Source organism: Spirochaetaceae bacterium, from assembly GCA_009784515.1.
In the GTDB taxonomy this organism is placed as follows: Bacteria; Spirochaetota; Spirochaetia; order WRBN01; family WRBN01; genus WRBN01.
Genome location: WRBN01000002.1, coordinates 1 through 24,601 on the forward strand (window position 1 = coordinate 1; position 24,601 = coordinate 24,601).

At 42.3% G+C, this 24,601-nt stretch carries 23 protein-coding genes; 13 read left to right on the forward strand and 10 right to left on the reverse strand.

Going from position 1 to position 24,601, the window contains the following annotated elements:
* Positions 1-131 precede the first annotated feature (131 nt).
* Positions 132-1,349 carry a hypothetical protein gene (locus FWE37_00445; GenBank protein ID MCL2519459.1) on the reverse strand — a complete coding sequence of 406 codons (1,218 nt, stop codon included), beginning with the start codon at positions 1,347-1,349 and terminating at the stop codon, positions 132-134.
* 186 nt (positions 1,350-1,535) lie between these two features.
* On the opposite strand from FWE37_00445, the gene FWE37_00450 reads away from it, so the two are divergent.
* The 7 genes from FWE37_00450 to FWE37_00480 all read left to right on the forward strand — a co-directional run bounded on the left by FWE37_00450 (position 1,536) and on the right by FWE37_00480 (position 11,137).
* Positions 1,536-2,228 (forward strand): hypothetical protein, encoded by a 693-nt coding sequence (locus tag FWE37_00450; protein MCL2519460.1) that lies wholly within the window; start codon positions 1,536-1,538, stop codon positions 2,226-2,228.
* 584 nt (positions 2,229-2,812) lie between these two features.
* A complete protein-coding gene (locus tag FWE37_00455; GenBank protein MCL2519461.1) occupies positions 2,813-4,474 on the forward strand; it encodes a tetratricopeptide repeat protein in 1,662 nt (553 codons plus the stop codon).
* 15 nt (positions 4,475-4,489) lie between these two features.
* A complete protein-coding gene (locus tag FWE37_00460) occupies positions 4,490-6,178 on the forward strand; it encodes a S1C family serine protease (GenBank protein MCL2519462.1) in 1,689 nt (562 codons plus the stop codon).
* Positions 6,179-6,242: 64 nt separating this feature from the next.
* On the forward strand, positions 6,243-7,631 hold the full coding sequence (locus tag FWE37_00465) for a hypothetical protein (protein MCL2519463.1): 1,389 nt from the start codon (positions 6,243-6,245) through the stop codon (positions 7,629-7,631).
* Between the two features lie 75 nt (positions 7,632-7,706).
* Positions 7,707-9,935, forward strand: a complete 2,229-nt coding sequence (locus tag FWE37_00470) for an MFS transporter (protein MCL2519464.1) — start codon at positions 7,707-7,709, stop codon at positions 9,933-9,935.
* A gap of 142 nt (positions 9,936-10,077) precedes the next feature.
* A complete protein-coding gene (locus FWE37_00475; GenBank protein ID MCL2519465.1) occupies positions 10,078-10,794 on the forward strand; it encodes a hypothetical protein in 717 nt (238 codons plus the stop codon).
* Positions 10,766-11,137, forward strand: a complete 372-nt coding sequence (locus FWE37_00480) for a hypothetical protein (GenBank protein MCL2519466.1) — start codon at positions 10,766-10,768, stop codon at positions 11,135-11,137. Before FWE37_00475 ends, FWE37_00480 begins: the two co-directional genes overlap by 29 nt.
* A gap of 62 nt (positions 11,138-11,199) precedes the next feature.
* Here the strand turns inward: FWE37_00480 and FWE37_00485 are convergent, their stop codons facing one another.
* Positions 11,200-12,174 (reverse strand): hypothetical protein, encoded by a 975-nt coding sequence (locus FWE37_00485; protein ID MCL2519467.1) that lies wholly within the window; start codon positions 12,172-12,174, stop codon positions 11,200-11,202.
* Positions 12,175-12,262: 88 nt separating this feature from the next.
* Entirely contained in the window at positions 12,263-12,664 is a 402-nt protein-coding gene (locus FWE37_00490) for a cytidine deaminase (protein MCL2519468.1), read from the reverse strand.
* 96 nt (positions 12,665-12,760) lie between these two features.
* Between FWE37_00490 and FWE37_00495 the strand changes: the two genes are divergently transcribed.
* Together FWE37_00495 and FWE37_00500 are read left to right on the forward strand one after the other, a co-directional pair.
* Complete coding sequence (locus tag FWE37_00495) at positions 12,761-13,825, forward strand: hypothetical protein (GenBank protein MCL2519469.1); 1,065 nt, start codon at positions 12,761-12,763, stop codon at positions 13,823-13,825.
* Positions 13,826-13,827: 2 nt separating this feature from the next.
* The gene (locus FWE37_00500) at positions 13,828-14,670 is read left to right on the forward strand and encodes a hypothetical protein (protein MCL2519470.1); all 843 of its coding nucleotides are present in this window, start codon (positions 13,828-13,830) and stop codon (positions 14,668-14,670) included.
* Here FWE37_00500 and FWE37_00505 read toward each other — a convergent pair.
* The 7 genes from FWE37_00505 to FWE37_00535 all read right to left on the reverse strand — a co-directional run bounded on the left by FWE37_00505 (position 14,653) and on the right by FWE37_00535 (position 19,977).
* Positions 14,653-15,486, reverse strand: a complete 834-nt coding sequence (locus tag FWE37_00505; protein MCL2519471.1) for a PHP domain-containing protein — start codon at positions 15,484-15,486, stop codon at positions 14,653-14,655. The genes FWE37_00500 and FWE37_00505 overlap by 18 nt on opposite strands.
* A gap of 72 nt (positions 15,487-15,558) precedes the next feature.
* Positions 15,559-15,843 (reverse strand): flagellar biosynthesis anti-sigma factor FlgM, encoded by a 285-nt coding sequence (locus tag FWE37_00510; protein MCL2519472.1) that lies wholly within the window; start codon positions 15,841-15,843, stop codon positions 15,559-15,561.
* A 53-nt stretch (positions 15,844-15,896) separates the two neighbouring features.
* Positions 15,897-16,565 carry a 16S rRNA (cytidine(1402)-2'-O)-methyltransferase gene (rsmI, locus tag FWE37_00515; protein ID MCL2519473.1) on the reverse strand — a complete coding sequence of 223 codons (669 nt, stop codon included), beginning with the start codon at positions 16,563-16,565 and terminating at the stop codon, positions 15,897-15,899.
* Positions 16,558-17,283 (reverse strand): ribonuclease III, encoded by a 726-nt coding sequence (gene rnc, locus FWE37_00520; protein MCL2519474.1) that lies wholly within the window; start codon positions 17,281-17,283, stop codon positions 16,558-16,560. The genes rsmI and rnc overlap by 8 nt, the downstream gene beginning before the upstream one ends.
* A gap of 14 nt (positions 17,284-17,297) precedes the next feature.
* Complete coding sequence (gene acpP, locus FWE37_00525) at positions 17,298-17,540, reverse strand: acyl carrier protein (protein ID MCL2519475.1); 243 nt, start codon at positions 17,538-17,540, stop codon at positions 17,298-17,300.
* 48 nt (positions 17,541-17,588) lie between these two features.
* Positions 17,589-17,765 (reverse strand): 50S ribosomal protein L32, encoded by a 177-nt coding sequence (rpmF, locus tag FWE37_00530; protein MCL2519476.1) that lies wholly within the window; start codon positions 17,763-17,765, stop codon positions 17,589-17,591.
* Between the two features lie 115 nt (positions 17,766-17,880).
* Positions 17,881-19,977: a methyl-accepting chemotaxis protein gene (locus tag FWE37_00535; GenBank protein MCL2519477.1), complete on the reverse strand. Its 2,097-nt coding sequence runs from the start codon at positions 19,975-19,977 to the stop codon at positions 17,881-17,883.
* A 253-nt stretch (positions 19,978-20,230) separates the two neighbouring features.
* Here FWE37_00535 and FWE37_00540 point away from each other — a divergent pair, with 253 nt between their 5' ends.
* The 4 genes from FWE37_00540 to pepF all read left to right on the forward strand — a co-directional run bounded on the left by FWE37_00540 (position 20,231) and on the right by pepF (position 24,575).
* The gene (locus FWE37_00540) at positions 20,231-21,667 is read left to right on the forward strand and encodes an MATE family efflux transporter (protein MCL2519478.1); all 1,437 of its coding nucleotides are present in this window, start codon (positions 20,231-20,233) and stop codon (positions 21,665-21,667) included.
* 8 nt (positions 21,668-21,675) lie between these two features.
* A complete protein-coding gene (locus FWE37_00545) occupies positions 21,676-22,401 on the forward strand; it encodes a TMEM165/GDT1 family protein (GenBank protein ID MCL2519479.1) in 726 nt (241 codons plus the stop codon).
* Positions 22,401-22,673, forward strand: a complete 273-nt coding sequence (locus tag FWE37_00550) for a TMEM165/GDT1 family protein (protein MCL2519480.1) — start codon at positions 22,401-22,403, stop codon at positions 22,671-22,673. Before FWE37_00545 ends, FWE37_00550 begins: the two co-directional genes overlap by 1 nt.
* 129 nt (positions 22,674-22,802) lie before the next feature.
* Positions 22,803-24,575 carry an oligoendopeptidase F gene (gene pepF / locus FWE37_00555; GenBank protein ID MCL2519481.1) on the forward strand — a complete coding sequence of 591 codons (1,773 nt, stop codon included), beginning with the start codon at positions 22,803-22,805 and terminating at the stop codon, positions 24,573-24,575.
* Positions 24,576-24,601 lie beyond the last annotated feature (26 nt).

The following is a 24,601-nucleotide window of genomic DNA, read 5'->3' on the forward strand; positions in this document are numbered from 1 at the left end:
GTAGATTTAGCCGGCGACATACGGCAGATGGTAAGCGAGATGCCCGATGATTTAAGAGAGTATTTAACGGAAACATTAGTAACAAAAAATTAAAAACTTTTATCTTCCAGTTATTAATTGTTAATTTTCTATCACCTATTTATAAAGCGTACGCCGGGAAAGCCCTGCCGTTGGTAAAGGCTAATTAACGGCTCGGGTAAATCGTTTGGGCCATTAGCAATAAAAAATAACACTTGTCCCAGCCCGGCCGACATATATAAGCTGCTTTGGAAGCCGCCTAACTTAATATGCGGGTAAGCCCAAATAAATACCTCCATCGGCATACGGGCCGGCAGTATCTCTACCACCCCTAACGAACGGTAGTGGGCTATTTGCGCGGCTGTAGGGGCGGCATTGGGGTGCGGTTTTAAAAAGATAGCGTAATCTGCGTAGTCGCGTAATATTTGGGCTAAAATGGTATTAAAGTTAGCCGGGATAGGGTCGCTCATAGTTACCACTAAAGGCGGGCGGTTGGCGCTGTTTTGGCCAAGCAAGTTGTCAAAGTAGGTGCGGTCAAAGTTTACCAGCTGTAAAAAAGATTCGGTTTGAGCCCTGTTAAGCAAGCTAAATAAAAATTGCGGCGTAACCTCGCGGGCATTAATAAGCATACGGGCAAGGCCCATACGGTAATCGGCCGAGAGCAGTAAATCGGGGTGGCTTAGCCATAATTCGGCAAAAGGGTAGGTAGCAAGGGCAAACATTTGGTTAGCAAGGTCGGCCCAATTATTGTTGGTGCGCGGCAGGTGGGCGGCGCTGCCGGTAACGCCGGCCCGGTAAAATAAATTAAAATAAAAAAGCATAGCGTTATTAAAAACCTCGAAGCCGGCGCCGGTGCGGTTAAAAAGGTTGCGGTAAAAGTTGTAAGTGCCCGTGCCATCGGAGAGGATGCGCACAAAGTAGTTGCCGTCTTTTACCCCATTAGCTATAAGCAGCTCGATGAAGATACGCCCGGCTTGCATATCATCGGTGTATAAAGTAAAGCTGGCGTTAGGGTTTTGCTGGATTATCCGGGCCACTTCGCGGCCCATCAGGGCTACATCGGCGGTGGCGCCGGGCGTGCCTACTAAGGTAAGGTGGCTGGGCTGGGCCTCGTTATTTAAAGTGCCGACCCTAAAGTACCACAAAAAAGATGGGGTGTTGTGCAGCTGGGCGTGCAAAGCTACGTAAAGGGTGGGTAAAGTGCCCCAGGGTATGTAAATAACATAATCGGTGGCCGGTAAAACGGCGGCACGGTTGGCCGGCAAATTAATATGCTGCGCCCACAAGTTGGTAGTTAGCAGCAGGCAACTTAGCAAAAGTTTATATTTCATATTTAATATGATACGCTGCGGCTAGTTAATAGTCAACTACTTATAAGGCGTTTTACGGCCGGCAGCTTGTTATAAATAGTTAGCTATATTTACCGTAAAAAAGCATTATAAGTAGTTGACTAATTTTTGGCCATATGTTAGTGTTACCTCATTACAAATTGCACATTTTTTAGAGGAGAAATGTAAATGAAAAAAATAGCTTTATTAGCTATGGTTGCTATGTTAGCCGTAAATGCTTACGCTGTAGAAATTGGTTTTGGCGCTAAATTAGGCGCCGGTATTGCCATGAACCATGACACTACCGACGTGGATAGTGCTGGCCTTTTCCAAAACCGTGAATTAGCCATACCAATGGGCGGCGAAATTTTTGTAAACTTAGGTTTTAGCGAACTTATTGCCTTACAACTTGGTGTAGCTTTAAGTTACAGCATTGGTATTGGCGATTTAAACGCTCGTACTCAACCAGATGGCGGTGATTGGACCGATTGGGCAAGCACCGATCGCGGCGATTTCAGCACCGGCGCTTTTACCGTTGGTTTAGATATTTTGGCCCGCATTAGCCTGCCTATCGATTTTCCACTTTATGTAGCTATTGGCCCTAACGTAAGTTATACTCGTTTTAGCGCATCGTATGATGGCGATTCTCTAGGCGGTTTCCACTACTTAGACATTACCGGTGTATTAGAAGTTGGTACCGAGCTTCCTTTAGGCCCAGGTAACTTATTAATTGGTTTACGCAGCCGTATTGGCGGTGGTTTTGCTATCGGTGAATTTGATGATGATGGTAACAGTGTTGATAACTGGGACGATGGCGTATCGTACCGCCGTTTTATCGGTGAATTTGCTGCCCTACGTGTAGGTTATAGCATTAACTTTTAATAATATCTCCATTAAAAAAGATATTAACATAGCAGTAAATAACCCCCTTGCGCTAACAAGGGGGTTATTTTATTTTATGACCACAAAAGGCACAAAATAAAAAACTTAATTTTTTGTGGTTAATTTTTTCTTACTTATTTTTTTAATTAAACTGACGTGTTAATTTTAGTGCCTTGACAATAAACCAAAACAATATTATGATAACATTTAAGAAGCCGCAAGGCTTTGGTAAACAGGGCGCGCTAACTTATAGGGAAAAATTCTTATAGGGAGGTGTAAAAAATGTGGGTAAGTGAAAAAACACTACTACGAGCATTACTATTTGCACTGTTTATGCTCGTAATAGCACTACAAAGGTTACATTAAAAACGTAACTTTACATTTCTGAGGCTGGTTTTGCTAGCCTCAGTTTTTTATAGTTAGATAATATCCTATTTTTTAACTAAAGTCAAGGTAAATTAACCGCCGGTTAATAAAAAGTAACCAACTTTTAACAAACCAAAGATAGACAAAGCCGGGCAAAGCTAGTATTATTAAGCCAAGTAGCCGAAAATTTAAAAAAGTACTCTTTGGGATAAGTTAAAATGCTAAAATTAATGGTTTTGTTTATCTTTACTACAGCTGCCTTGCTGCCGGCTCAAAATAGCCTTAACAGCGAGCTGGCTTTGCTGCATGTGCGTACGGCTTTGGCGGCTTACCATAATAACTCGGTAAACGAGGCCGCTGCTATTATCCAGCAAGCCGGCCCCTTTGCCCGTGCCTATGCCGGTTACTTTGTGGTAAGCGGCCTTATTGCTCAACGGCAAGGCCTTTACGGCGAGGCGATAGAGCGCTTTGAAGAGGCTTTAATTACCGGCAATAGCGATAATCTGTTTACCCGCAATCAAGTTATCGCTTGGCTATTACCGCTTTATTACCGGGCCGGCCGTTACCAAGAGGCGGTTAGCCTATATCAGGTTAATTCGTTGGTAAATGACGATTCTAATGCCCTCTTTTACCTGCTTAGTTTACAGCGGCTGGGCAGCAGCCGGCTATTTGAGGAAGCCGATAGTTTAATTTCGCTTTATCCAACTAACTTTAGTCTTTACTTTGCTTTATTAAACGAAGCCGGCTTTAGCGGCCGTTATTTAGCTAACTTAAGATTTTTAGCCTTAAACCAACCGCAGGTAGTAAGCGATGAAGTAACCCGCTCTTTAATGGTGGCGGCGTTAAGAGGGGTGCAAAACGAAGATTTACGGCGCGAGCTGATAAGCTTGAGCCAAAATTGGCTGCGCACCGATATTAACTTTCGTAACCTTAGCCTGTTAGAGGGCGGCCTAGTTCCTTTATTAGCCGATGATGAAGAAGCCACCAGTTTGTTTATAGAGATAGATTTACTGCCGGAGCCCCCTAGTTTTACCGAAGGCAGCGAGGTTTTTATTTTAGGGCGCGACCGTACCCTAGATGGCTTTGCCGATGAACTTGGCCGGCTAACCTTAAACGAGGCCGTTTGGCATTCTTATCTTAACCAAAGCGGCCGTCCTCATTACAGCGTTAATATTGTAAATGGTTTAATTACCAGCATTAACGAAAAACGCGGCCACAACGAAATTTTATGGGAGTTTATCAGCTACCCTTATGTTAGCCGGGTTACCGTTAGCTTTCCGCAGCTTAATCAAGTAGGGGCGCGGCGGTTAGTTTATACCATTGTGCCGGGCAGCATCACTTTTGCGCCGCCGGCTAACCATAGCCTAAGGGCCGATTGGGCTGCTGTGCCTGTTTTTAACGCTACAACGGCCCTGCCGGAGCAATGGCAGCTGCTGGCCAATAGCAGCCAGCTAGATGAATATTACGGCAGTTTTCACTTTAGAAGCATGCGGCTGTTAAACGGCGAAGTAGTTACCATCTTGGAAGATTCCAGCGGGCGCGGCCGTTTTGATTATTTGCTGATGGTGCAAGATTGGCAAGTGCAATATGCTCGGCGCGATGTAAACGGCACCGGCAACTTTAACTTATTTGAATATTACCGCGATGGCGTATGGGTAGGGTTAGCTTATTTTGGTGATGACCGCGAAATAGCCGTTTATTTTGAAGATTGGCAAACTATCCCTATTAAGTTGTGGGATTTTGACCGCGATGGTTATATAGATGCCTATTACTTTGAAGGGCCTTTGGGCCGCGAATTTAACTTATCGGCCAATTTGTTAAGGCCGGTTACGGCTGCCGAAATTTTGGCGTGGCATCGGCTGGGCAGCTTAATACCTTAAAAGGAGAAGATTCTTTTGTTTAAAATAGTACGGCCGTTATTACTAACTGCTTTAATTTTAATTTTGCCTGTAACTTTGGCGGCTCAAAATATCAATACCGACCCAATCGGTTTTTACGCCGCCGCCATACGGGCCGGCCGGCCGGTAGATATGGCCGAACTTATCGCCAGTTTAAATAACCGTTTAACCTTAGAGCTTAACAGCGGCGATTTTCAGCAGGCTTTAGTTTACGGCGAAAGCCTTAATGCCTTTAATGCTATTACCGCCAGCCGGCTTAATACTCTATATGCCCAATTTTCGCGCCATGTGGCCGAAACCAGCAGTCCCGGTGTGGCCTTAGCTACTTTGGGTAATCAAGTAAATATTAGTTTGTTAGATAACGATATGCTGCTTTATTTTTTAGGCTTAGCCGAGCAAAATTTAGCGGCCGTAACTTTTAATTTGTTACAAAGCGAGGCTCAAAGGCGCGGCCTTGCGCACAACCATAGGCTAACGGTGGTTAATAACCCGGCCAACTGGCTAAGCGGTACGGTAGTGGTTTATGTAGATAGGGGCTTTATCCGCCGTGGCGGTATGGTGGTGCCTAATGTTAATTTGGGCTCGGGCTTTTTTATCGATAAGGCCGGCTACATACTTACTAATTACCATGTCATTGCTCCCTTAGTGGAGAGCAGCGGCCGCAATACACCGGCGGCGCGTCTTTCGGTAGAGCTGGCGGGGGCGCAAGGTGAGCGCGTGCCGGCCGAGCTTATTGGCTTTAGCCGTATTAACGACATTGCTTTGCTGCGCAGCAGCGTTAGCTCTCATTATGTTTTTTCGTTTGCCAACAGGCGGCCGGTTACCGGCGAGCAAATTTTTGCTTTAGGTTCGCCCGGCGGATTGGCCTCTACCCTTACCAGCGGTCTTGTCAGTAACGCTAACCGCACTTTAATGCCTATAGGCGATATTATCCAAATAGATGCAGCGGTAAACCCCGGTAATTCGGGCGGGCCTTTAGTGGGCAGCAACGGCGAGGTACTGGGGGTAGTTTTTGCCGGTATCGAGCAATTTCAGGGCGTTAATTTTGCCTTACCCAGCGATTTAATTGTTTCTTTGCTGCCTAAACTGGCGGCTAACCGCACCGATGCCGCTTTGCCCTTTTTGGCTTTAGCCTTGCACGAATGGAGCAATATGCAAGAGGTAACTTACGTGGCCGGCAACTCGTTAGCAGCTTATAATAATTTAAAAGTTGGCGATAGGTTGGCAGCGCTTAACGGCCAAACGCAAAGCAGCCGGGCGGCTTACCAAAAATATTTAATGAGCAAACCGATAGGGGCTCTCATTAGGGTAAACTTTCAAAGCGCCGCTGACGGTACGGCCGGTGAGGCGATTACTTTAATAGAGCGCCGGGCCAGCAACTTTGGCCGCAGTTTAATGGACAGAAGCACGATAGAAGAGTTATTCCCGCCGCTTACCGGCATGAACATAGAAAGAATAAGCCGGCGCGACTATGTAGTTCGCCAAGTTTATCCGGCCACTTTAGCCGGTGTTAATCGCTTTAGCAGCGGCGATAGTTTTACTTTGCTGCGCCAGCGGTTTGTTGAGCAAAACGGCCACGAATTTTTAGTACTTAACATTCGCTCGTTAGTGAGAGCGCAGGGGCTATTAGAGGGGCCAAACGGCTTGCAATTTGCCGTACCTTTTAATAGTAACGTTTGGTTGTAACACACTAACCCGGCATTACAGCAGTTATAATGCCGGGTTAATTATGATGCAAAAAAGGAAATGAATGAAAAAACTCACTTTATTCTTTATTATTATCGGCTTAACGGCCTGTACTCGTGAGCCGCGTACCGTAAGATTAGACGATTTTACCCCGCCGGAGAGTTTTACTCTACAGCAGCCTCCGCCCATAAATGAAGTTAGCTGGAGCGAGCCGCCGGTAAATTTAATTAACTGGCAGCTTTCGCATGTTTTTTCTTCGTTAAATGGTGAAGAAAGCGCTTATTTAAAACAAGTGGGTAACCAGCATACCGTTTTTCCTTTTGTTTGGGATAGGTTTCCTAACATCGACCGCGACCCTACCGAAGACGAAACCGGTATTGTGGTGCCTATTAATAATTACAGAGCTATTTGGTTAGATGCTATCTCTTTACCCGGTTATGCGTTACCGGCCATTTTTTTAAAGTTAATCGCCGCTAACGGCCAGCAGCTGGCTTATGTTTACCGTAATATAGATAACGTAGCGGTAGAGATTTTTGCCCTAGAAAGTTTGGGCGAGATTAACCTATCTATGGTAGCCGGCGAGCTTTTTATCGACCGTGAAGAAACAGTAGCCACCGGGCTGGAGGTGCATCGTTACGGTTTTAGCGGCAGCAGCTTTCAGTTAAACAGTGTTTTTATTCGTAACGAAAGTACATTGTTAAATAACCCCGAAGCGCGAGCTTTAAGGGCTTTAGATGTAAGGGCCCAAGAGGCTTTTTTGCACGGCCCGTGGATACGCAGCGAACTAGACAGCGGCTCGTTTTTGGCTACCAACAGCGGACAGGTGTTGGTACAGTTTAGGCCCGAAAGCCGGGAAATAGTTTTTGGCGAGCACGATATGCTGGAGGTTTTTAACTGGAATTTTTCTACCCGTTTACAAACCGGTTTATTATTAAGCACCCGCAATAGCCAAATAGATTACATTACCAGTAACATTACCATTGTTTACCACAGCAACAACGAAATTTTGCTGCGTTTTAACGGCGATTCGCCGTGGCGGGGCACTTACCGCCGTATGACGGCCAGCCAAATGGAAAGCACCTTACCCCGAAGCCGCAGCATAGAGCTTTTCCCTTTACAGCTAAACGGCAGTTATTTTTCGGCAAGTGGTAGCGAGTGGTATTTTAATGCTACCCGTTTTACCCTTAACGAAGGGGCTAACCAAAGGCAAGGCAACTATGCTGTTTTTAGGGTAAACAACCAACTAATTTTAACCCTTAACTTTGTTAATAGTCGGGGTATAACTCTTGAGCGGGAGGCTTTTTTAGCCGATTTTAATGAAAGGCACGAAGGCGGCCGTACCGTACGCAGCTTAACTTTAACCCCCGGCGAGTTATTGGTGTGGGGGATAGAGCCGGCCGGTGTATCGCCGTTGTTTATAGAACAAATAGAACTAACGTTAACTAATAATTAAGAAGTAAGAATTAAGAAATAAAAACTAAAAAATGTTTACTTCTTAATTTTTAATTTTTAATTTTCGGAGAATATTATGTTATCTGCCAGCGCAATGAAGCAAGGGCGTAAGTTTTTTAATTTGTATCAGGTTATTACCTGCTTTTCTTTCCCGCTGGTAAATGGTACCATCATTACCTTATATGCCATACGCATAGGGGCTTCGGCTTCGTTAATCGGTATTTTATCGTCGTTTAATTTTATTGCTTTTTTGATAGTGCCTTTAGGTAAAATGCTGCAAGAGCGCATTGGGGCGGCTAAAGCTTTAGCTTGGGGGCAGGTGCTTAGGTACGTAGCTATTTCGCCGTTATTGTTTTTACCCATCTTTTATGGGGTGGGTAATTTGGAGTTGGCCTACCTTATCTTAATAATTGCCATCTTTGGGTTTAATTTTTTTAGAGGTATTTCACTGATTGGCCTTAACCCGGTGATAGATAGCCTTGTGCCCGGTAAGCAGCTTAGCCGCTATTTAATGGTGCTGGCTATGCTTAATTTTATCTTTACGCCGCTGGCCTTAATTTTGTTGGTGGTAGGGCTGCATGTTTTTAATGCCAGTATTTTAAGTTATAACCTTTTTATTATTTTGGGGATAGCTACCGGTTTTTGGTCGGCTTATTATCTATTTAAAGTTCCCAGCAGCCAGCGACAAGTTGAAAAAACCTCTTTATTACAAAGTTTTAAAACGGCTTGGGGGCGGTGGTCTTTCAAACGTTTTATCGTTAGTTATTTTGTTTTATCATTTTTTTTAGGGTTAAGCCGCCCTTACATTGCCGTTTACACGCGGCAAATTTATAACCAAAGCGATAGTATGACCATTTTACTTACCACCATCGGTACGTTAGGCTCGCTTATGATGGCCCTTTTTAGCCGTACTATCGTTAATTTAGTGGGCAGTAAAACTTTGTATATCTTTTTTATGACGGTGGCTACTCTTAGTTTATTGCCTGCCATTATAACCCCCGCTTTAGTGGGCGGAGCGCTTTTTACCTTTTTGGCTATCTTTCATTTTACTTCTACCTTTGGTATGCAAGGGGTGGAATCTAACTCGCAAACTTACCTTTTTACCGTTATCCGCAAAGAAGAAGTAGGCTCTCTCGCTATTATTTGGTATATGGTTTTTGGTGTGGCCGGTGCTATAGGCTCTACACTGGGCGGTTATTTAATCGATTTATTCCCTGTACTTTTTAATGTAAATCTGCAAACTGCTTTTCAGTTATTATTTAGTATTGCTTTAATTGGTTATGTTGTTACCTTAATTTTTTTAACCCGCCTGCAAAATAGCAGTAAGCATTCGGTGAGCGATGGACTGGGGTTTATTTTAAACTTTAAAGATATTAAAGCTATTTCGCTGGCTAACCAGCTGGAAAATAGTTTAAAGCCCGATGACCAAATAAGATTGTTACAGCAAATTGCTCATTCCCAATCCGATGCCCCTACCGAACTGCTTACCGAAACGTTATATTCGCCTAAAATGTCTATCCGCCGGCAAGCTCTTTTTACCTTAGAGAGTATCCCGCCCACTAAAGACAGCGAACTGGCGGCGGCCTTAATAACACAGCTTAACGAGCGCACGCATACCACAGCTTATATGGCGGCGCGCTTACTTGGCAGCCGTAAAGTAGAAAGCGCCATTCCTTACCTTAGGCGTGCTTTAACGGTAGGCGATAACTTTTTACTGCAAGGCGAGGCCATACGTGCGCTGGCCAGCCTTAACGATAAAGCCAGTATCCCCGATATTTATAGTTTTATTTTACCGCAAAAAAATATTTTTATTACCATTCAGGCCATTAATGCGCTGGAAATTTTACTGGAGCCCGAAGCGGTAACGATGCTTTTTAAGCCTTTTAAATGGCCGCGTTTGTTTTCGGACAGTGTAGGCAGCGAAGCCATTTTAGCTATAACCGGTCTGCTTGGCCTTAACGATTGGTTTTACCCTATTTATGTTAGTTACACACGTAACCCAAACGATGGCTACGAGCTTTTATACGACCTGTACAGCAGTAACAAACGTAAATATGGCGCTAACCAAAAGCTAGAAGAACTGCTTTTAAGGCCATCGTTAATTATTTTTCGGCGTATGGCCGGCGAGCTTAGCACCGAACAGCCTTTTAAATTTACTGCCAGCGAGATAGTACAAAGGCAGCTAACAACGGCCTGCGCTAACCCGGTGGTTATCCGCTATGCTAAGGTGCGCTTTTTATTTACCGCCCTTTTTGTGGCCAGTCATATTAGGGTAGAGACAAAGAGGAAGGTTAATAGAAAATGAAAAAAATAATATACAAATTTGTACTTTTATGATAAAGTGTAAAAACGGGTAGTCGTCTTTGTATATTAGCCTGTTTTATATGTTAATTATTTTATAATTACAGTATAAGCAATTAAGAGCTGCTATAAAGGAAATAAAAAATATGAACACACAAAATAATAAAGATGATGATTTAAATAAGTGGATTGGCGGCGGGGTTATTCGCAAAGGCCGTAAAGAAGATAACTTTATTGTTAAACAAAATAGTAAAGGTATTTTTATCTTTCAATCGTGTAACTATAATATTTTTGCAGCTGACCGCAAACAGTGGGTTGCCTACATAATTTATACTATGCGGTTACTAAAGGCTTTTAATAACCCTTTATACCTTTGGTATAATAAATTGCCGAAAGATGTAAGAAAGGCTTATATCAATATCTTTAATAATTTTACCTATTATGAGGCTAAAAACTCTGAGGCTTTTAAAGCGCAACTCTCTAATGCTTTTAGTGAAGTAGTTTTACGCTTGAAAATAAAAATAATAATGAATTACATAAATAATCCACCATATTGGGCAAGAATATTGTTTGGAAAAGTATTAATAAGTACGGGAAAAGATTTAAGTAAAAAACTAGATAGCTTATTAGAGCAACTTATAACGGATGATAATGCTAATTTAGCTGATTATAGAGAGAAAATAGACATAGCGATAATGGAAGCGGCAGATGAGGCTAAAAAAGAAATAGAAGAACGCAGACGACTAGAACTTAATAAAAAATTTATATCTAATATTAATGTACCAAAAAGTTCAGATGTTTATAGTATTTATGATGCTACGGAAAGGATTATTGATGTGGGTAAAAAACCTTTATTTGCTTAATAGTAATGAGAAAATTGATATAGACAATTTAACGAATAGTTATGCTTTTACAGATTGGAAATTTGATACTGTTGAGGGGAAGGGTTGTCTAACAAGAGGTAGGGGCTGTGTCTCTGAAAGTAAAGTATTAGCAGACTGTAGAACAGCTGATTATAAATGTGTAATTATTGATGGTTTAAGGGTTTTAAGCCCTAAAACATGGGCAGGAACTAAGCGGTTTTGTCTATTTAATTTATATAGGCCAGTTTATGATAACGGCTCTATAGCTGTTACTGATTTTTATGCAAGGTTTAAAAAATTAAGTACTATCCAAAGAGCGCAAATTGAAAATGCCATGTATTAACTAGAGAACAAGGGAAAGAAAAAATTTTCAGCTATTATCTATTCCTTGTTCCCTGTTACTTATTAAAGTCTGCTGTGCTGTAAAAAGCCCGCTACCGGCAATACCGTAAAGTTTTGTTTGGTGCGTCTTTGTATTTCATCAAATAAAAGATTAAGCCCTAAGCTATCGCTGGCCATGTGGCCCACCATTACTACGTTAAGGTTTTGCTTTTCGCATTCTTCGCGGTGGTTATCGGGCAAGTGCATTACAATTAAGGTGCTGTAACCGGCACGTACTAAGTTTTCGTAAGTTTTTATGCTGCCTGTCGTGCCGCCGGCCATCTGCACAATAATTTTGCCGGCCCGGTTATCTTTAGCGCCGGCATAAATAGCCGCCGGCGCATTATTACAGGCCGCCTGTTGGTATTCGGGAATATTATAAATATCTTCCATAATATCACTTAGGTAATAATATTTATCTTCTTGGTTACGGTAACGGTTGTTAAGGTAGTTTTCTACCATTAAATCGGCCGGAGTATGGATACACCCAAAAGAGATATTAAGCAGCTTGCTAAAACTGTCGGCACGGGTATGGTTACCGGGGTGGATACGGCGGTCTAGCTCGGCGACCCACTTTTTCATCGGTATTTCGGCTTGGCTGATGGGTACGCCTAATTGCTCTAAAAAGTCGTTTTGGCTGCTCATAACACCGGTTACACCGGGCCGGCTTTTCCCGGATGGGTGGTGGGTAAGTACTAAATCGATGGCTTTGCCGCGCTCGTTTAGCTGGTCGGCCAGTAAAAGCTCCGGCCCTTCACAATCGATACCTACCATAAGTTGTTTAATTTCTTTACCGCTGTCGTTAATAATGCGGCTATCGCTGTAGGGGTGCACTAAACGGTCTTTGTCAAAGCGTTCCTTTTCGGCTTCGGTTTTAAGGGCATCGTAATCTTTTTGGGCCTTTTCGCGTAGTTTAGCGATGGCGGCTTTATCGCGCGGGTCGTTATCGATGGCTATCTCGATAGCGGTATCAAAAAATTGTTTAAAAGTTAAAGGCATAAATCGGTCTCCTCTCTAATTATAATTATTAATTATAGCACGACTATTTAAGGCTAGCAAGGCTAATGAGTCGTTTTTAAAATAATTATTACTCATTAATTTTAAATGGCTTAGGAAAAAGCTGGCTAAAAGCTACTTTAGTAAATTGTCCTTGCTTATTACCTAGATAAAAAGGAAAATCTTCGCCTACAAATTCGCTAAGAACTTGGCGGCAAGCCCCACAGGGGAGCAGATAATCGGCGGCGTTAGGCGAATAAATAGCAATGGCTTTAAAGCTCCGCTTGCCTAAAGCAACGGCAGTAAATAAAGCCGTACGTTCGGCACAATTACTTAAGCCGTAAGAAGAATTTTCGACGTTACAGCCGCTGATAATTTCGTCTTTATCATCATCGCCGCAAAGTAAAGCGACCCCTACAGCAAAACCGGAGTAGGGCACATAAGCCCGAGTGGCTGCCTTAGTAGCGGCATCTTGTAAAATATTAATATCCATTTAATCCTCCCTTTATATTACAAAGTATTACTTTACTCTCTAAAGGCGGTAAGCCGCCTTGATTTTTTTACTATTTATCTTTATTATATCAAGCGTATGAAAAAGCGTATCATATTTTTGGCGATTTTGGCTATACTGCTGCATTTTTTTGTTTTTCCCCTGCCTTTACAGCGTGAGCATTATTTTAGGGCCGATAGTGCGCTTAACCTTAACGAAGTTGATACCCATTTAACATCTACTAATGCCGATAATTTAGTTATCCCCTTTAAAACCTCGCATTTTTTTGGTTATTTAAATCAAAATTTTCAGCCGCAATTAGTTATAAACACCACCGGCCGGGCTGCCAGTTCGGGCGATTTTTTTATTTTATTTGATGAAGATACCGCCAGTCCTCTTACCTTAACTACAGCGTCCGGCTTAGTTATTAACGAAATTAACGCCAGCGGTGTGCCGTTTATTTTTGGCCGTAACCTTATTTTTGTTGATGATAACGGTACTATTAGCAGTTACTCTACCACCGGGCAGCCATTATGGAGCTTTGATACAAATTCGCACGTTACGGCTATTGCCTTAGCGGCGGGCATAACTATGGTTGGCCTATTAAATGAAAATATTTTGTTTATCGATGGCAATGGGCAGCTTATATCGCAGTATCGGCCCGGCGGCAGCCGTTACGGCCTGATTTTGGCGGCGGCTTTATCGCCCGATGGCTCGCATGCGGCGGTTATCAGCGGCCTTTACCCGCAGCGGTTTATCTTATTTAGGCGCGGGATTAACGATTACACCCCCATTTTTCATACCGAATTAGCCGGTTCGGCCCGTTTTCCTTTACGCATAAATTTTAGAGACAATAATTTTGTTAGTTATGAAGAATTAGGATTTTTGCATACCTATAATCTTAATCGCCGCAGCTTAAGTACGGTGGCCCATACAGGGCGTTTACGCGCTATGACTATGCATAGTTTTGAGCGCTTTCAGGCTGTCCTTAGTAACCAAGATGACGAGTGGCAGCTGCAAATTTTTGCCTTAAATAGTCCGCGTTTTATTTTAAATAACCGCTTTATCGCCGTCAATGCTAATTTAATTACTATTAACACTAATCGTTTAGTGTTGGTGGCCGGTGATACCTTACACTTAATAACTTACCAAGAGGCTTATTAAAATTGAAAAAATATTTATTTATAATTTTGATATTATCGGTTAATTTAGTGGTAGCTTATCAATGGCCTAGTACTGGCGGCGAAATTTCTTCTTTGTTTGGCAGCTTTAGGCAGGGGGTTGTGGCCAAGAGGATAACCATTAGCAGTCAAGAGCCACTAACTATTAACCCTATCGAAGACGGCAGTTTACTTTTTGTGCAAACGGCTGATGATGCTATTATGCCGGTAAGGGCCGGTAGCACAGTTATCATTCAAAATAATAACCAAATCCGCTCTATCTATTCTCATTTAAATAATGTTAATATTATTAACAACATTAATGTAAGCGATACCTTTGCTGCGGCCGCTGCCGGTGATAATGGTTACTCTTTTAACCTTGCTTTATACGATAATGCTCTTAATCAGTTTGTTAATCCTTTACTATTTTTGCCTTTACCCGGCCAATTAAATATTAGGCCTACTATTCATAATGTTTCGTTTTTAAGCGCTAATGGCAATTTAATTACAGCTACTAATAATATGCAGCTAAGCAGCGGGCACTATCAGGTATTAATTAATGCCACACAGCCCAGTACTTTGGGCCGCTATAGCTTAATAGCCTACAGTTTCAATCTAGAATTTATGGGGAATATAGTCAACCGTTTTGCCTTTAATGCTTTTAGTACCGGTGAAGGTATGGCTACTTTGCACTCTACTAATTTAACCGGCCAAAGCCTTTATGCCGACAATGGTATGCTTATTTTAGGCAGCCTTAACCTTGCGCCGGGCCAATTTTTTATTACGGTACGGGCGGCGAATATTTTTGGGAATGAGCACGAACAAACTTTATTAGTGATAGTTAATTAACTGTCCCAATAACTCATCGGCAATGGTAAGTTTTTGGCCGCAGGTATAACCCAGCTGCCTATCTTTGCGTATATTGCCGTGATAATCCGAGCCGCCGGTGATAATTAAATTAAACTGCTCGGCTAAAGTTTTAAGCTGCCCAGCTTTGCCAACGGTAACTTGCGAATGGTAAGCCTCTAGGCCATCTAAGCCTTGTTGTTTTAGGGTAGCTACAACTTCCGCTAATTTACTTAAAGAAAGATACAGCGACATAGGGTGGGCTAAGATAGCTTTGCCGCCGGCCTCTTTAATTAAGCTTACGGCTTCGGCAAAGGGGAGGCCGTCTTTGCCTTCGTAGCAGGGGCGGCCAATGGCTAAATATTTATCGAAGGCTACTTTAACATTTTTTACTTTGCCTAGTTTTACCAGCAAATAGGCAAAGTGTAAACGGCCAACTACGCCGCCGGCCAAGCCAGTTACCTCGCTGTAGTTAAGGCTAAGCTTAAAGTGGCGATTAATTTTATCTAAAATAATTAAGTTACGTTCTTCCCGTTGCCGGCGTTGTAAAGTCAGTCGTTCCTCAAGCTTGCCGGTATTAGTGGTTAAATTTAGGCCAAGTAAATGAAAATCGCCGCGCGGCCACTCTATCTGTAGCTCTACGCCCCTGATAAAGGTAAGTTTACCGGCGGCGGCCAAAGCGGCCTCGTCTAGGCCGGCTAGGGTATCGTGGTCGGTTAAAGCTACGGCGGTTAAACCCAGCTTGGCGGCTTTGGCAATAAGCCCGCTGGGGCTAAGTTCGCCATCGCTGGCGTTGGAGTGAGTATGTAAATCTATCATAGTAAGTTAATAAAAAGAGAGGGCTAATAGGCCCTCTCTTAACGGCTACTTCCCTTGCTAAATTAATATAGCTTATAAACGATAAAATTCTATAATTTTATCGGCAGTGTCATTAATAAGTTTTTCATTAAGATAATTAGGGTCGGCCAATTTAGCCTTTACCTCTGCCACTCTATCGGCCCTTACATCGGGGCTGGCCAGCACCATGTCGCGGATATTTTGCAGCTCGGCAGCTTCACGCGCTTCGGCGGATACAGTTATAGATTCGGTACGGCTAGCTTTACCGGCCTGTTGTATTTTACCGTTATTAGTAGCCTGATTAATAGCATCTAATGGGTTAATCCGATTTATGTTCATTAGCAACTCCTATAGCTCGTCTCTTTAATTATCGAGTAGTTAAGCAATAACTATTAATCATTTTTCGCAATCATAATTGCTAATTCGCCCATTATCTTTTTTTGCCCGCTTGCGTTAAAAATTTCGGCCGCCGTGCCGCGCCAAAATTCGGCGTAAAGTTTAGTCATTTCACGGCCTACTACCAGCTGACGTTGCGGACAAAGCCGGTTTAACTCCTCCAGTAACTTAATTATACGATGCGGCGATTCGTAAAGCACCACATTAAAAGGTAAAGCCAAATATTCGGCCAGTTTAGTCAGGCGTTTAGCCCCTTTAGGCGGTAAAAAACCGGCAAAAAGGGTTTCGCCCATAAAACCACTGACACTAACCAAACAACTAAAGGCCGAAGCTCCCGGCAGCGGCTCTACCTCGAAGCCGGCCTTAATTACGCTGTCTACCAGCCGTGCTCCCGGGTCGCTTAAAGCCGGTGTGCCGGCATCACTACAATAAGCAACATTTTTATCTTGGCTTAATAATTTAATTAACCCGGCAGCGCTTTGCCGTTCATTATGGGCGTGGCAGCTAAGCAGCGGTTTGCTAATTTTATAGTGGTTTAGAAGTTTTTGCGTATGGCGGCTGTCTTCACAGGCGATATAATCTACCTCCTGCAAGATAGTTAAAGCGCGTAAAGTAATATCGCTTAAATTGCCGATAGGGGTGGCTACTATATAAAGTTTAGCCATAGGCGCCTACCAACTGTTCGTAAGCTTTAGCGGCCGCCTGTTGCTCGGCCATTTTTTTATTACCGCCGCTGCCGGCAGCAATTACTTTATTATTAATTAAAAGTTCGATAGTATAAATTTTTTTGTGCTCGGGGCCGCTGCTATCAACTAAACGATAAAGCGGTAAATCTTTATATTTTTTTTGGCAAAACTCTTGCAGTAAAGATTTATAATTTCTTTCGTAAGTATTGGTTTTTACTGCCGTAAATTGGGCGGCCAGCTGCGTTAAAATAAAACTTTCGGCCTCGCCAAAACCTTTATCTAAATAGATGGCGGCAATGATAGCCTCCATTGCATCGGCTAAAATAGAAGGACGGCTGTCGCCGCCGGTAATTTTTTCACCTCTGCCCAATAGTAAATAATCGGCTAGTTTTAAATTAACGGCGCTTTGCAGCAAAGATTCTTCACTAACTAAAAAAGATTTATATTTGGCTAATTCACCTTCACTTGCTTGCGGAAAGTTAAGATAAAGGGTATAACTTACCACCATATTTAAAATACTATCACCTAAAAATTCTAGCCGCTCATTACTTTGCGGCAGGGTATTTTCGTTGGCATAGCTGCTATGGGTTAAGGCTAAAGCCAATAGTTGCTGGTTATTAAAAGAAATATTTAAAGCCTCTTCTAATTTAAATAAAAGCCGCCTAGTAGTTACACCGGCGGCTTTAGGTTTACTCATAATAGATAAAACCCTTATTTTACTTGGCTTTCGATAAAGGCTAAAGCATCACCCACCTTTTCAAACTCGGTAGCGCGTTCTTGAGGAATGGTAATGTTTAATTGTTCCTCAATGGCGTAAACCAGTTCGTAAGTATCTAGGCTGTCGGCGTTCAAATCTTCTCTAAAACGCGCCTCAGGCGTAATTTTAGAAGGGTCGTCAATCTCTAGCTTATCAATAATAATTGCTTTAAGTTGCTCGTATAACTTTTCGTTCATAAAAACCTCTTTTTTTTATATTAAAATTAAAGTTGCCATAAATTATATTTAAACTTCGATAATTTGCCTGCCACGGTACGAACCGCATTTAGCACACAAATGGTGCCGCGTAATTACGTTGCCGCAGGTGCTGCAAGTAGCGAGAGTGGGGGCTATTAGCCGCATATTAATGGTGCGCCTTCTTCGGCTGCGCGCCTTACCCGGTTTATACTTTGGTACTGCCATTTATTTGTTTATCCTTTTACGTTGTTTTTAACTATAATATTAACGTTAAGCCATTAAGTCAAGTACTAAACTGAAAACTGAAAGGTGAAAATTAAAAATTTCAGTTTTTACTTAGTTATAGGTTAAAAGCCGACACCGTCGAATTTAAGGCATCTACCTTTTCGGTGCTGGTTTTTAAGCTTTTACTAATACGGTTCATCTCGGTTTGTAAGGTTTTACCGTATTCGGCTTGCTCCAGCACTACTTCGATGAGCGATTTAGAGCTTACTTCTAGGCGGGAGATAGCCTCTTGGGCGTGCTTAGTTTCGTTCTTTTGGCCGCTTACATGGCTGCCCATCGTCATACTGGCCTCATTAAGGTGATTAATACTATTAACCATTTCGGTGGTACCGTTACGCTGATTTTCCATTTGTTTGGCAATTTTAATAACAATATCGTTACTATTTTCGATACCGTCAAGAATTTGTTTTAAACTTTCCTGCACGTTAGCCGAAGCCTCGAGTCCTTGTTTAATTTTAGCGTTCATACCTTTAATTTCGCTGCGGATAAATTTACTTTGCTGGCCGCTGTCTTCGCTTAAGCTACGCACTTCGTCGGCAACTACGGCAAAACCGCGCCCGGCCTCTCCGGCGTGAGCCGCCTCGATAGCGGCGTTCATCGAAAGCAAGTTGGTTTGGCTGGCAATACGCGTAATGGCGCTCATGGCATCACTCATATTTTTAGAGGCATCACTAATTAAATTCATGGCTATCTTACTGGCCTCTACGGCTTTTTCACCGGCCTGCGCAATATCTACTAAGCCGTGACTAACTTCTTGAGCTTCGCGGGTCATACTGTATACTTCATCAACACCGGTGGCAAATTCTTCGGTAGCTACGCTGGTTTGGGCGGCTAAAAGCACTTGGCTGTTTACATGGCCGTTAATCACGTTGGTAGAAGAAAAAAGCTTTTGCAAACTTTCGTTCGTGTTGCTAATTTCGGCTTCGCTACGCATAGCTTCGCCCCTGCTGTGCTCGGCGCGTTCGGCCAGCTTTTCCATCGTGCCCATCATACTATAAACGGTAGAAGAAATTTCTTCGGTACTTTTTACTACATCGCCCGATACATTACGCACATTGCTTACCAGCTCGTTAAAATATTTAAGCAGCAAGTTGACATACCCCAGCATATAACCCATTTCGTTAAAGTTAATAATATTTATACGCGTGGTTAAGCTGGCCTCGCCTTTAATAATGCCCCTAATGGTTTGCGACACGTTATCTATTTCGTCTAATAAAATTCTGGTCCGTGCACTTTCTATAACAAAACCAATAATAAACAAAAAGGAAAGGGTAATTAAAAATAAAATAAATTTATAAACGCGTACTTGTGTGTTACTTAAATCGGTCAGTAAGTTAAGGTCGCTGGCATTAGCGGGGGTTACATTAAACAGACTGTTACGCATAGTATCGTATTGGGCCTCTCTAAAGTTGACAATGGCTTGGTTCATATTAATGTTGCCGGCGGTTACCTGCCGCATATTGTGGTAATACCTAACATCGCGCTGCAAAACCACATCGTTTATAAACATAACCGATATACCGGCAAAAGCTACTAAAGTTATGTTGATAGCCAAGTTACGCTTACGGGTAGATTCCATACGCATATCTTGCATTGTGGTAACATTTAAAGCAGCTTTTAACCGGCCAAAATTACGGTCTAATATCATTCTTTGCATAAAGTTAAGCAAAGCAGCTACCACCACCAGCCAAATTAAATAATTTAAGTTATCGTAATAGTGGGTTAAATTAAAAATTTTACCCATAGCGATGGTGCGCACAAAAAAGATAGCCGGTAAAATAATAAACGCTACACCGGCAACCACAAATTTAATAAGAGCAAAGTTGGCAATAAGTTTATGTATTACATTTAACGGAATGGTTTTTTGCCCAATAACACTACTTTTAAAGGTGTTTACAACAAGCCGTTGAATAAGAAAAGTAAAAAGAACTATAAGCACAACATTAGCGGTAAAATTTAACATAAAAAAGTTAACAACAGCGCGTATAAAAGAAGCTACCTGATGAGTACCTACAAGCAGCATAGTATCGCGCAAATAAAATAAACTAAAAAAGCTGGTAAGCAGCAATAAATTTAAACCTACACTGGTAAGAGCCGTTTTAAACGCATACAGAGGAGGTATAATCGATAAAGATTGTTCACTGGTTTTCATAATTAGTTCCTAATAACTTTAACAGTACTATTATTATATATCATTTGCTGTGTTTGCACAATATACTACACTATATTAACCCATCGGCAAATAAGGTGCAGTAATTAAGCAAAACAAGCAACTGCTTTTGTAAGATACCACCCCAAACTCTCCTTCGTTGGCAAAACGGGGTTTTAAATAATCTTTAAACGGGCGGCCGCTCTTGTTTATTATACTAACTTATGCTATTACTATTATTATAAAAGGGGTAAAGATGTTTTGGCTTATCTTACTTGTTGCTTTTGCGGCAAGCTGCATTTTAGTGTATTTATTTAAAGATAAGCTAACTTTAAAGCATGGCTTGGTAGAGGGCTCCATCGTTGGCGGTATCTTGCGCTTTTCGCTGCCGTTATTTGTAGGTAACATTTTTCAGCAATTTACCAGCTTTACCAGTGCGATGATTGTGGGCCAAAACTTAGGCAGCCGCTCTGTAGCCGTAATGGGTCAAGCCAATATGGTATACTTTTTTTTAGTATCTTTAGCTATCGGTCTTGCGTTGGGTATAGGCATTTTGGTGGCCCAAAATTTTGGGGCTAAACGTTGGCAGCAGCTAAACGATATTATCGGCACCGGTTATCTCTTTACCATTGCTATTGCCTTAGTTATTACTATCGTAGGCATTACCTTTACCCCGCAAATCTTAAGTTGGTTAGGCACCTCGCCCGAGATTGTGCCGATGGCCATTGTTTACTTGCGTATCTTTTTCGTGGGCACCATCTTTAGTTTTGGGTATAATGCCATTGCCAGCGTGCTGCGCGGTGTGGGTGATAGCATTACACCGCTTATTTTTTTAATAGTTGCCGCCGGCGTGGCCGTAGGCTTTAATTTACTTTTTATTGTTGTTTTTGGTTTAGGTATTGGCAGTGTGGCCGTAGCCACCGTTTTATCGCAAGCGGTAGCGTGCTTTGGGGTAATTATTTACAGCCGCACCCTAAGCGATAGTTACTTGCATGTAAGGTTTAGGCAGCTGCGTTTTAATGCTAAGGCCTTTGGCACTATTTTGTATTTGGGTTTGCCATCGGGCTTGCAGCAAAGTTTAATTACTTTAAGCGTATTGGTGCTGGTAAGATTGGTTAATGCGCACGGCCTAGAGGCCGCCGCCGCTTACAGCGCTATTGTAATTATTGATGGTTTTGTCGGCTTGCCGGCGATGACGCTTGCGATGGCTGCCAGCACCTTTGTGGGGCAAAATTTAGGGGCCGGCCAGCTACAGCGTATCACTAAAGGCGTTAATTATACCAGTTTTATTTTAATTGCTTTTGTAGGTTTTGTGTGTTATGCCATTATTATCCCCTTTAGGTATGCAATACTGGGGCTGTTTATCCCTGCTCACGAAACGGAGGTGCTGCGTATCGGCGCCGGCTTTTTTATTACCGTTGCGTGGTTTTACCCCTTAGTGGGTTTAATGTTTATTTTTAATAGCGCTTTGCGCGGTTTGGGTATGGCCATTACTTCGCTGTTACTATCGCTTACCGTTTTGGTGGGCTTTCGTATCCCTATTGCCCACTTTTTTGATAACCGTTTTGGGCTGGTAGGCGTTTGGGCCGTTTATCCTACCACTTGGGCGTTAGGTTTAATCACTAACTTTATCGTTTGGAAACTTACCGATATTAAAAAGATTTACCACAAATTACAAATGGCTAAAAGCTAAGGAAATTTATGTTATTAACATTATGGGCTATTTTAAATGTATTTATTTTAGTTTTTATCACCGAACTGGGGGATAAAACCCAGCTGGCTGCCTTTAGTTTGGCCAGCAGTACTAAAAAACCGTGGGTTATTTTTGCCGCCAGCAGCTTAGCCTTTTTGCTTTCCAGCACGGTGGCGGCAATTTTAGGCAGCCTGTTGGCTAACCAAATGGCTTTTGTAAGCAGTTACGTGGCCCCGTTTTTATTTATTGCTTTTGGTTTTATTATTTTATTACGTAAAGAGCCGCCGGCTATTTACCACGCTTTTGCCGCCGTAGCTAAACAAGAAAATTTATTGGTTAAAAAGTTTTTGGCCGAGTTTAAAAAACGCAGTCTTTTAACGCCGCAGCTGGCTAAAGTTTTTAACGAAGAAGACCATCATGAAAAATTATTTAAAAAATTTATTAGCCGCAAATTTTTATTTAAAGACGATATTAACAACGATTTACCGGTGATAAGTTTTAACGATAAAATAAATTTTAAAACTATCTCTAATCAACAGTTGGTGGAAGAGGCTTTAGCGATAGAGGAGAGCTCTAATCGGTTTTATAAAACGGTGCTGGCGCATTTAGAGGCTAACGCCAACCATAAGGACGACCCAATGATAGACGTTATACGCGCTATGATAAAAGACGAAGAAGAACATATTGGGGTATTTAAAGCTATTTTAACCAATTTAAAAGAGGGGCAAGCTTAATGAAATTATTTTTTTCTACCTTTGTGCTTATTTTGCTCTCGGAGCTGGGTGATAAATCGCAAATTACCAGCTTTAGTTTTGCCAGCCGCGGCTACAATTTGGCGGCCATCATTATAGGCTCTACGTTGGCTTTGGCCACCTCTACTTTGTTGGCGGTACTGATTGGTGATAAAATTAGCAAAAAAATTTCCGGAGCAGTAATGAAGAAGGTCGCTGGCTTCTTATTTATTGTTATGGGCGTAGTATTTTTAACTGGTTCGCTCCTAACTTAATAACTATTAGCATAAAGTAAAAATTACCTAAAAAGACGGCGAGCCGCCCTTGCTTTATTGCGCATTGCCATATATAATAAAACTTAGCTAAATATTTTAGTTAAACTTTATAAGATAAGGAGTACCTAAATGACTAAAACACGAGCCGAAGTGGCCGAAAAAGATACTTGGAATTTAGAAGGTTTATATAAAAACGACGACGCTTGGTTAGCCGGTTATAATAAACTTAATAAAGATATAACGATTATCAGCCGTTATCAAGGTAAATTAGCCGCAAGCGCTGCCGGCTTAAAAGCGGCTTTAACGGCTAAAATGGAGCTGGAATTACAGCTGGAGGCCCTAGCCAGTTATGCCTTTATGCGTTTGCAAGAAGATTTAGGTGATAACCGGCATAACACTAACTTTTTGCAGGTGCAAAGCCTGTTGGCCAACTACAGCGCCTTAGCCAGTTACTTTGCTCCCGAGCTGCAAGCTATCGATAGTGAGGTAATGCAAGGTTATCTTGCCGGCACCGAGCTAAAAGAATATACCATTTATTTAAATAAAATATTACGCAATAAAGAGCATATTTTATCGGCTAAAGAAGAAGCTTTGCTGGCCCCGCTGGAAGAACTATTTAGCACCGCTACCGGTACTTTTAGCGCCTTAACCGATGCCGATATGAACTTTGGCGAGGTGGAAGGCAGGCCGCTTACTCAAAGCAGTTTTACCGTCTTTTTAAAGGACAGTAACCGCCATATTCGCGAAAAGGCTTACAAACAATTTTACGGCCAATACAATAATTACAAAAACACCATTTCCAGCCTTTACGGCGGCAGCGTAAGACAAGATATTTACAGCGCCCGCACCCGTAACTTTAACAGCAGCTTAGAGGCCGCTTTGTTCCCCGATAATGTGCCGGTTGCCGTTTACGATAACTTAGTTAAGGCCGTTAATAATGGCTTGCCTACCTTGCATAAATATTATGATATACGTAAAAAAATGTTAGGAGTAAACGAATTAAGGCACTACGATGTTTACGCTCCGCTTTTACCGGAGGCACGCAGCCAAAAGATTAGCTGGGAAGAAGGGGTCAACCTTATTTGCGAAGCTTTAAAGCCGCTAGGGGACGACTATATTAAAGTTATGCGGCACGGTTTGCTTGATGGCCGCTGGAGCGATAGGTACGAAAACAAAGGGAAACGCTCGGGGGCTTTTTCTAACGGCAGTTACACCGGTGAGCCTTACATTTTGATGAACTATAAAGACGAAGATATTCGTGCCCTTTTTACTTTAGCCCACGAAGCCGGCCACAGTATGCATAGTTATTACAGCGTAAAGAGTAATCCTTTTCAGCATTACAACTACACCATCTTTGAGGCCGAAGTAGCCAGCACCTTTAACGAAGCTTTGCTCTTTGATTATTTAATGAAAAGCAGCAAAGATGAGCAGCTTAAACAAGTCCTGATTGGCGAACGCATCGGCGATATTACCGCCACCCTTTTTAGACAAACAATGTTTGCCGAGTACGAGCAGCTTGTCCATGCCCGGGCCGAAGCCGGCGAGGCGGCCAGTTTAACTTTGTTTAGAGAGATTTATGACGGCCTTTTAAAAAAATATTTTGGCCCGCAGCTCATTTTTGAAGAAACCAGCAGCCTAGAGGCTTTACGTATCCCGCACTTTTACCGTGCCTTTTATGTTTACAAATACGCTACCGGTATTTCGGCCAGTCTTGCCTTAAGTAAAATGGTACTGGAGGGCGGTGCGGCCGAACGTGAGCAATATTTAAGTTTTTTAAAGAGCGGCGGCAGCCGTTTCCCCATCGATAGCTTAAAGCTGGCTGGGGTAGATATGGCCAGCGAAGCCCCTGTGGCCGATGCCATTAAAGTGTACGCCGGTTTATTAGAACAACTTAAAGGATAGGTAATTAAGTGAAAATTAAGAAGTAA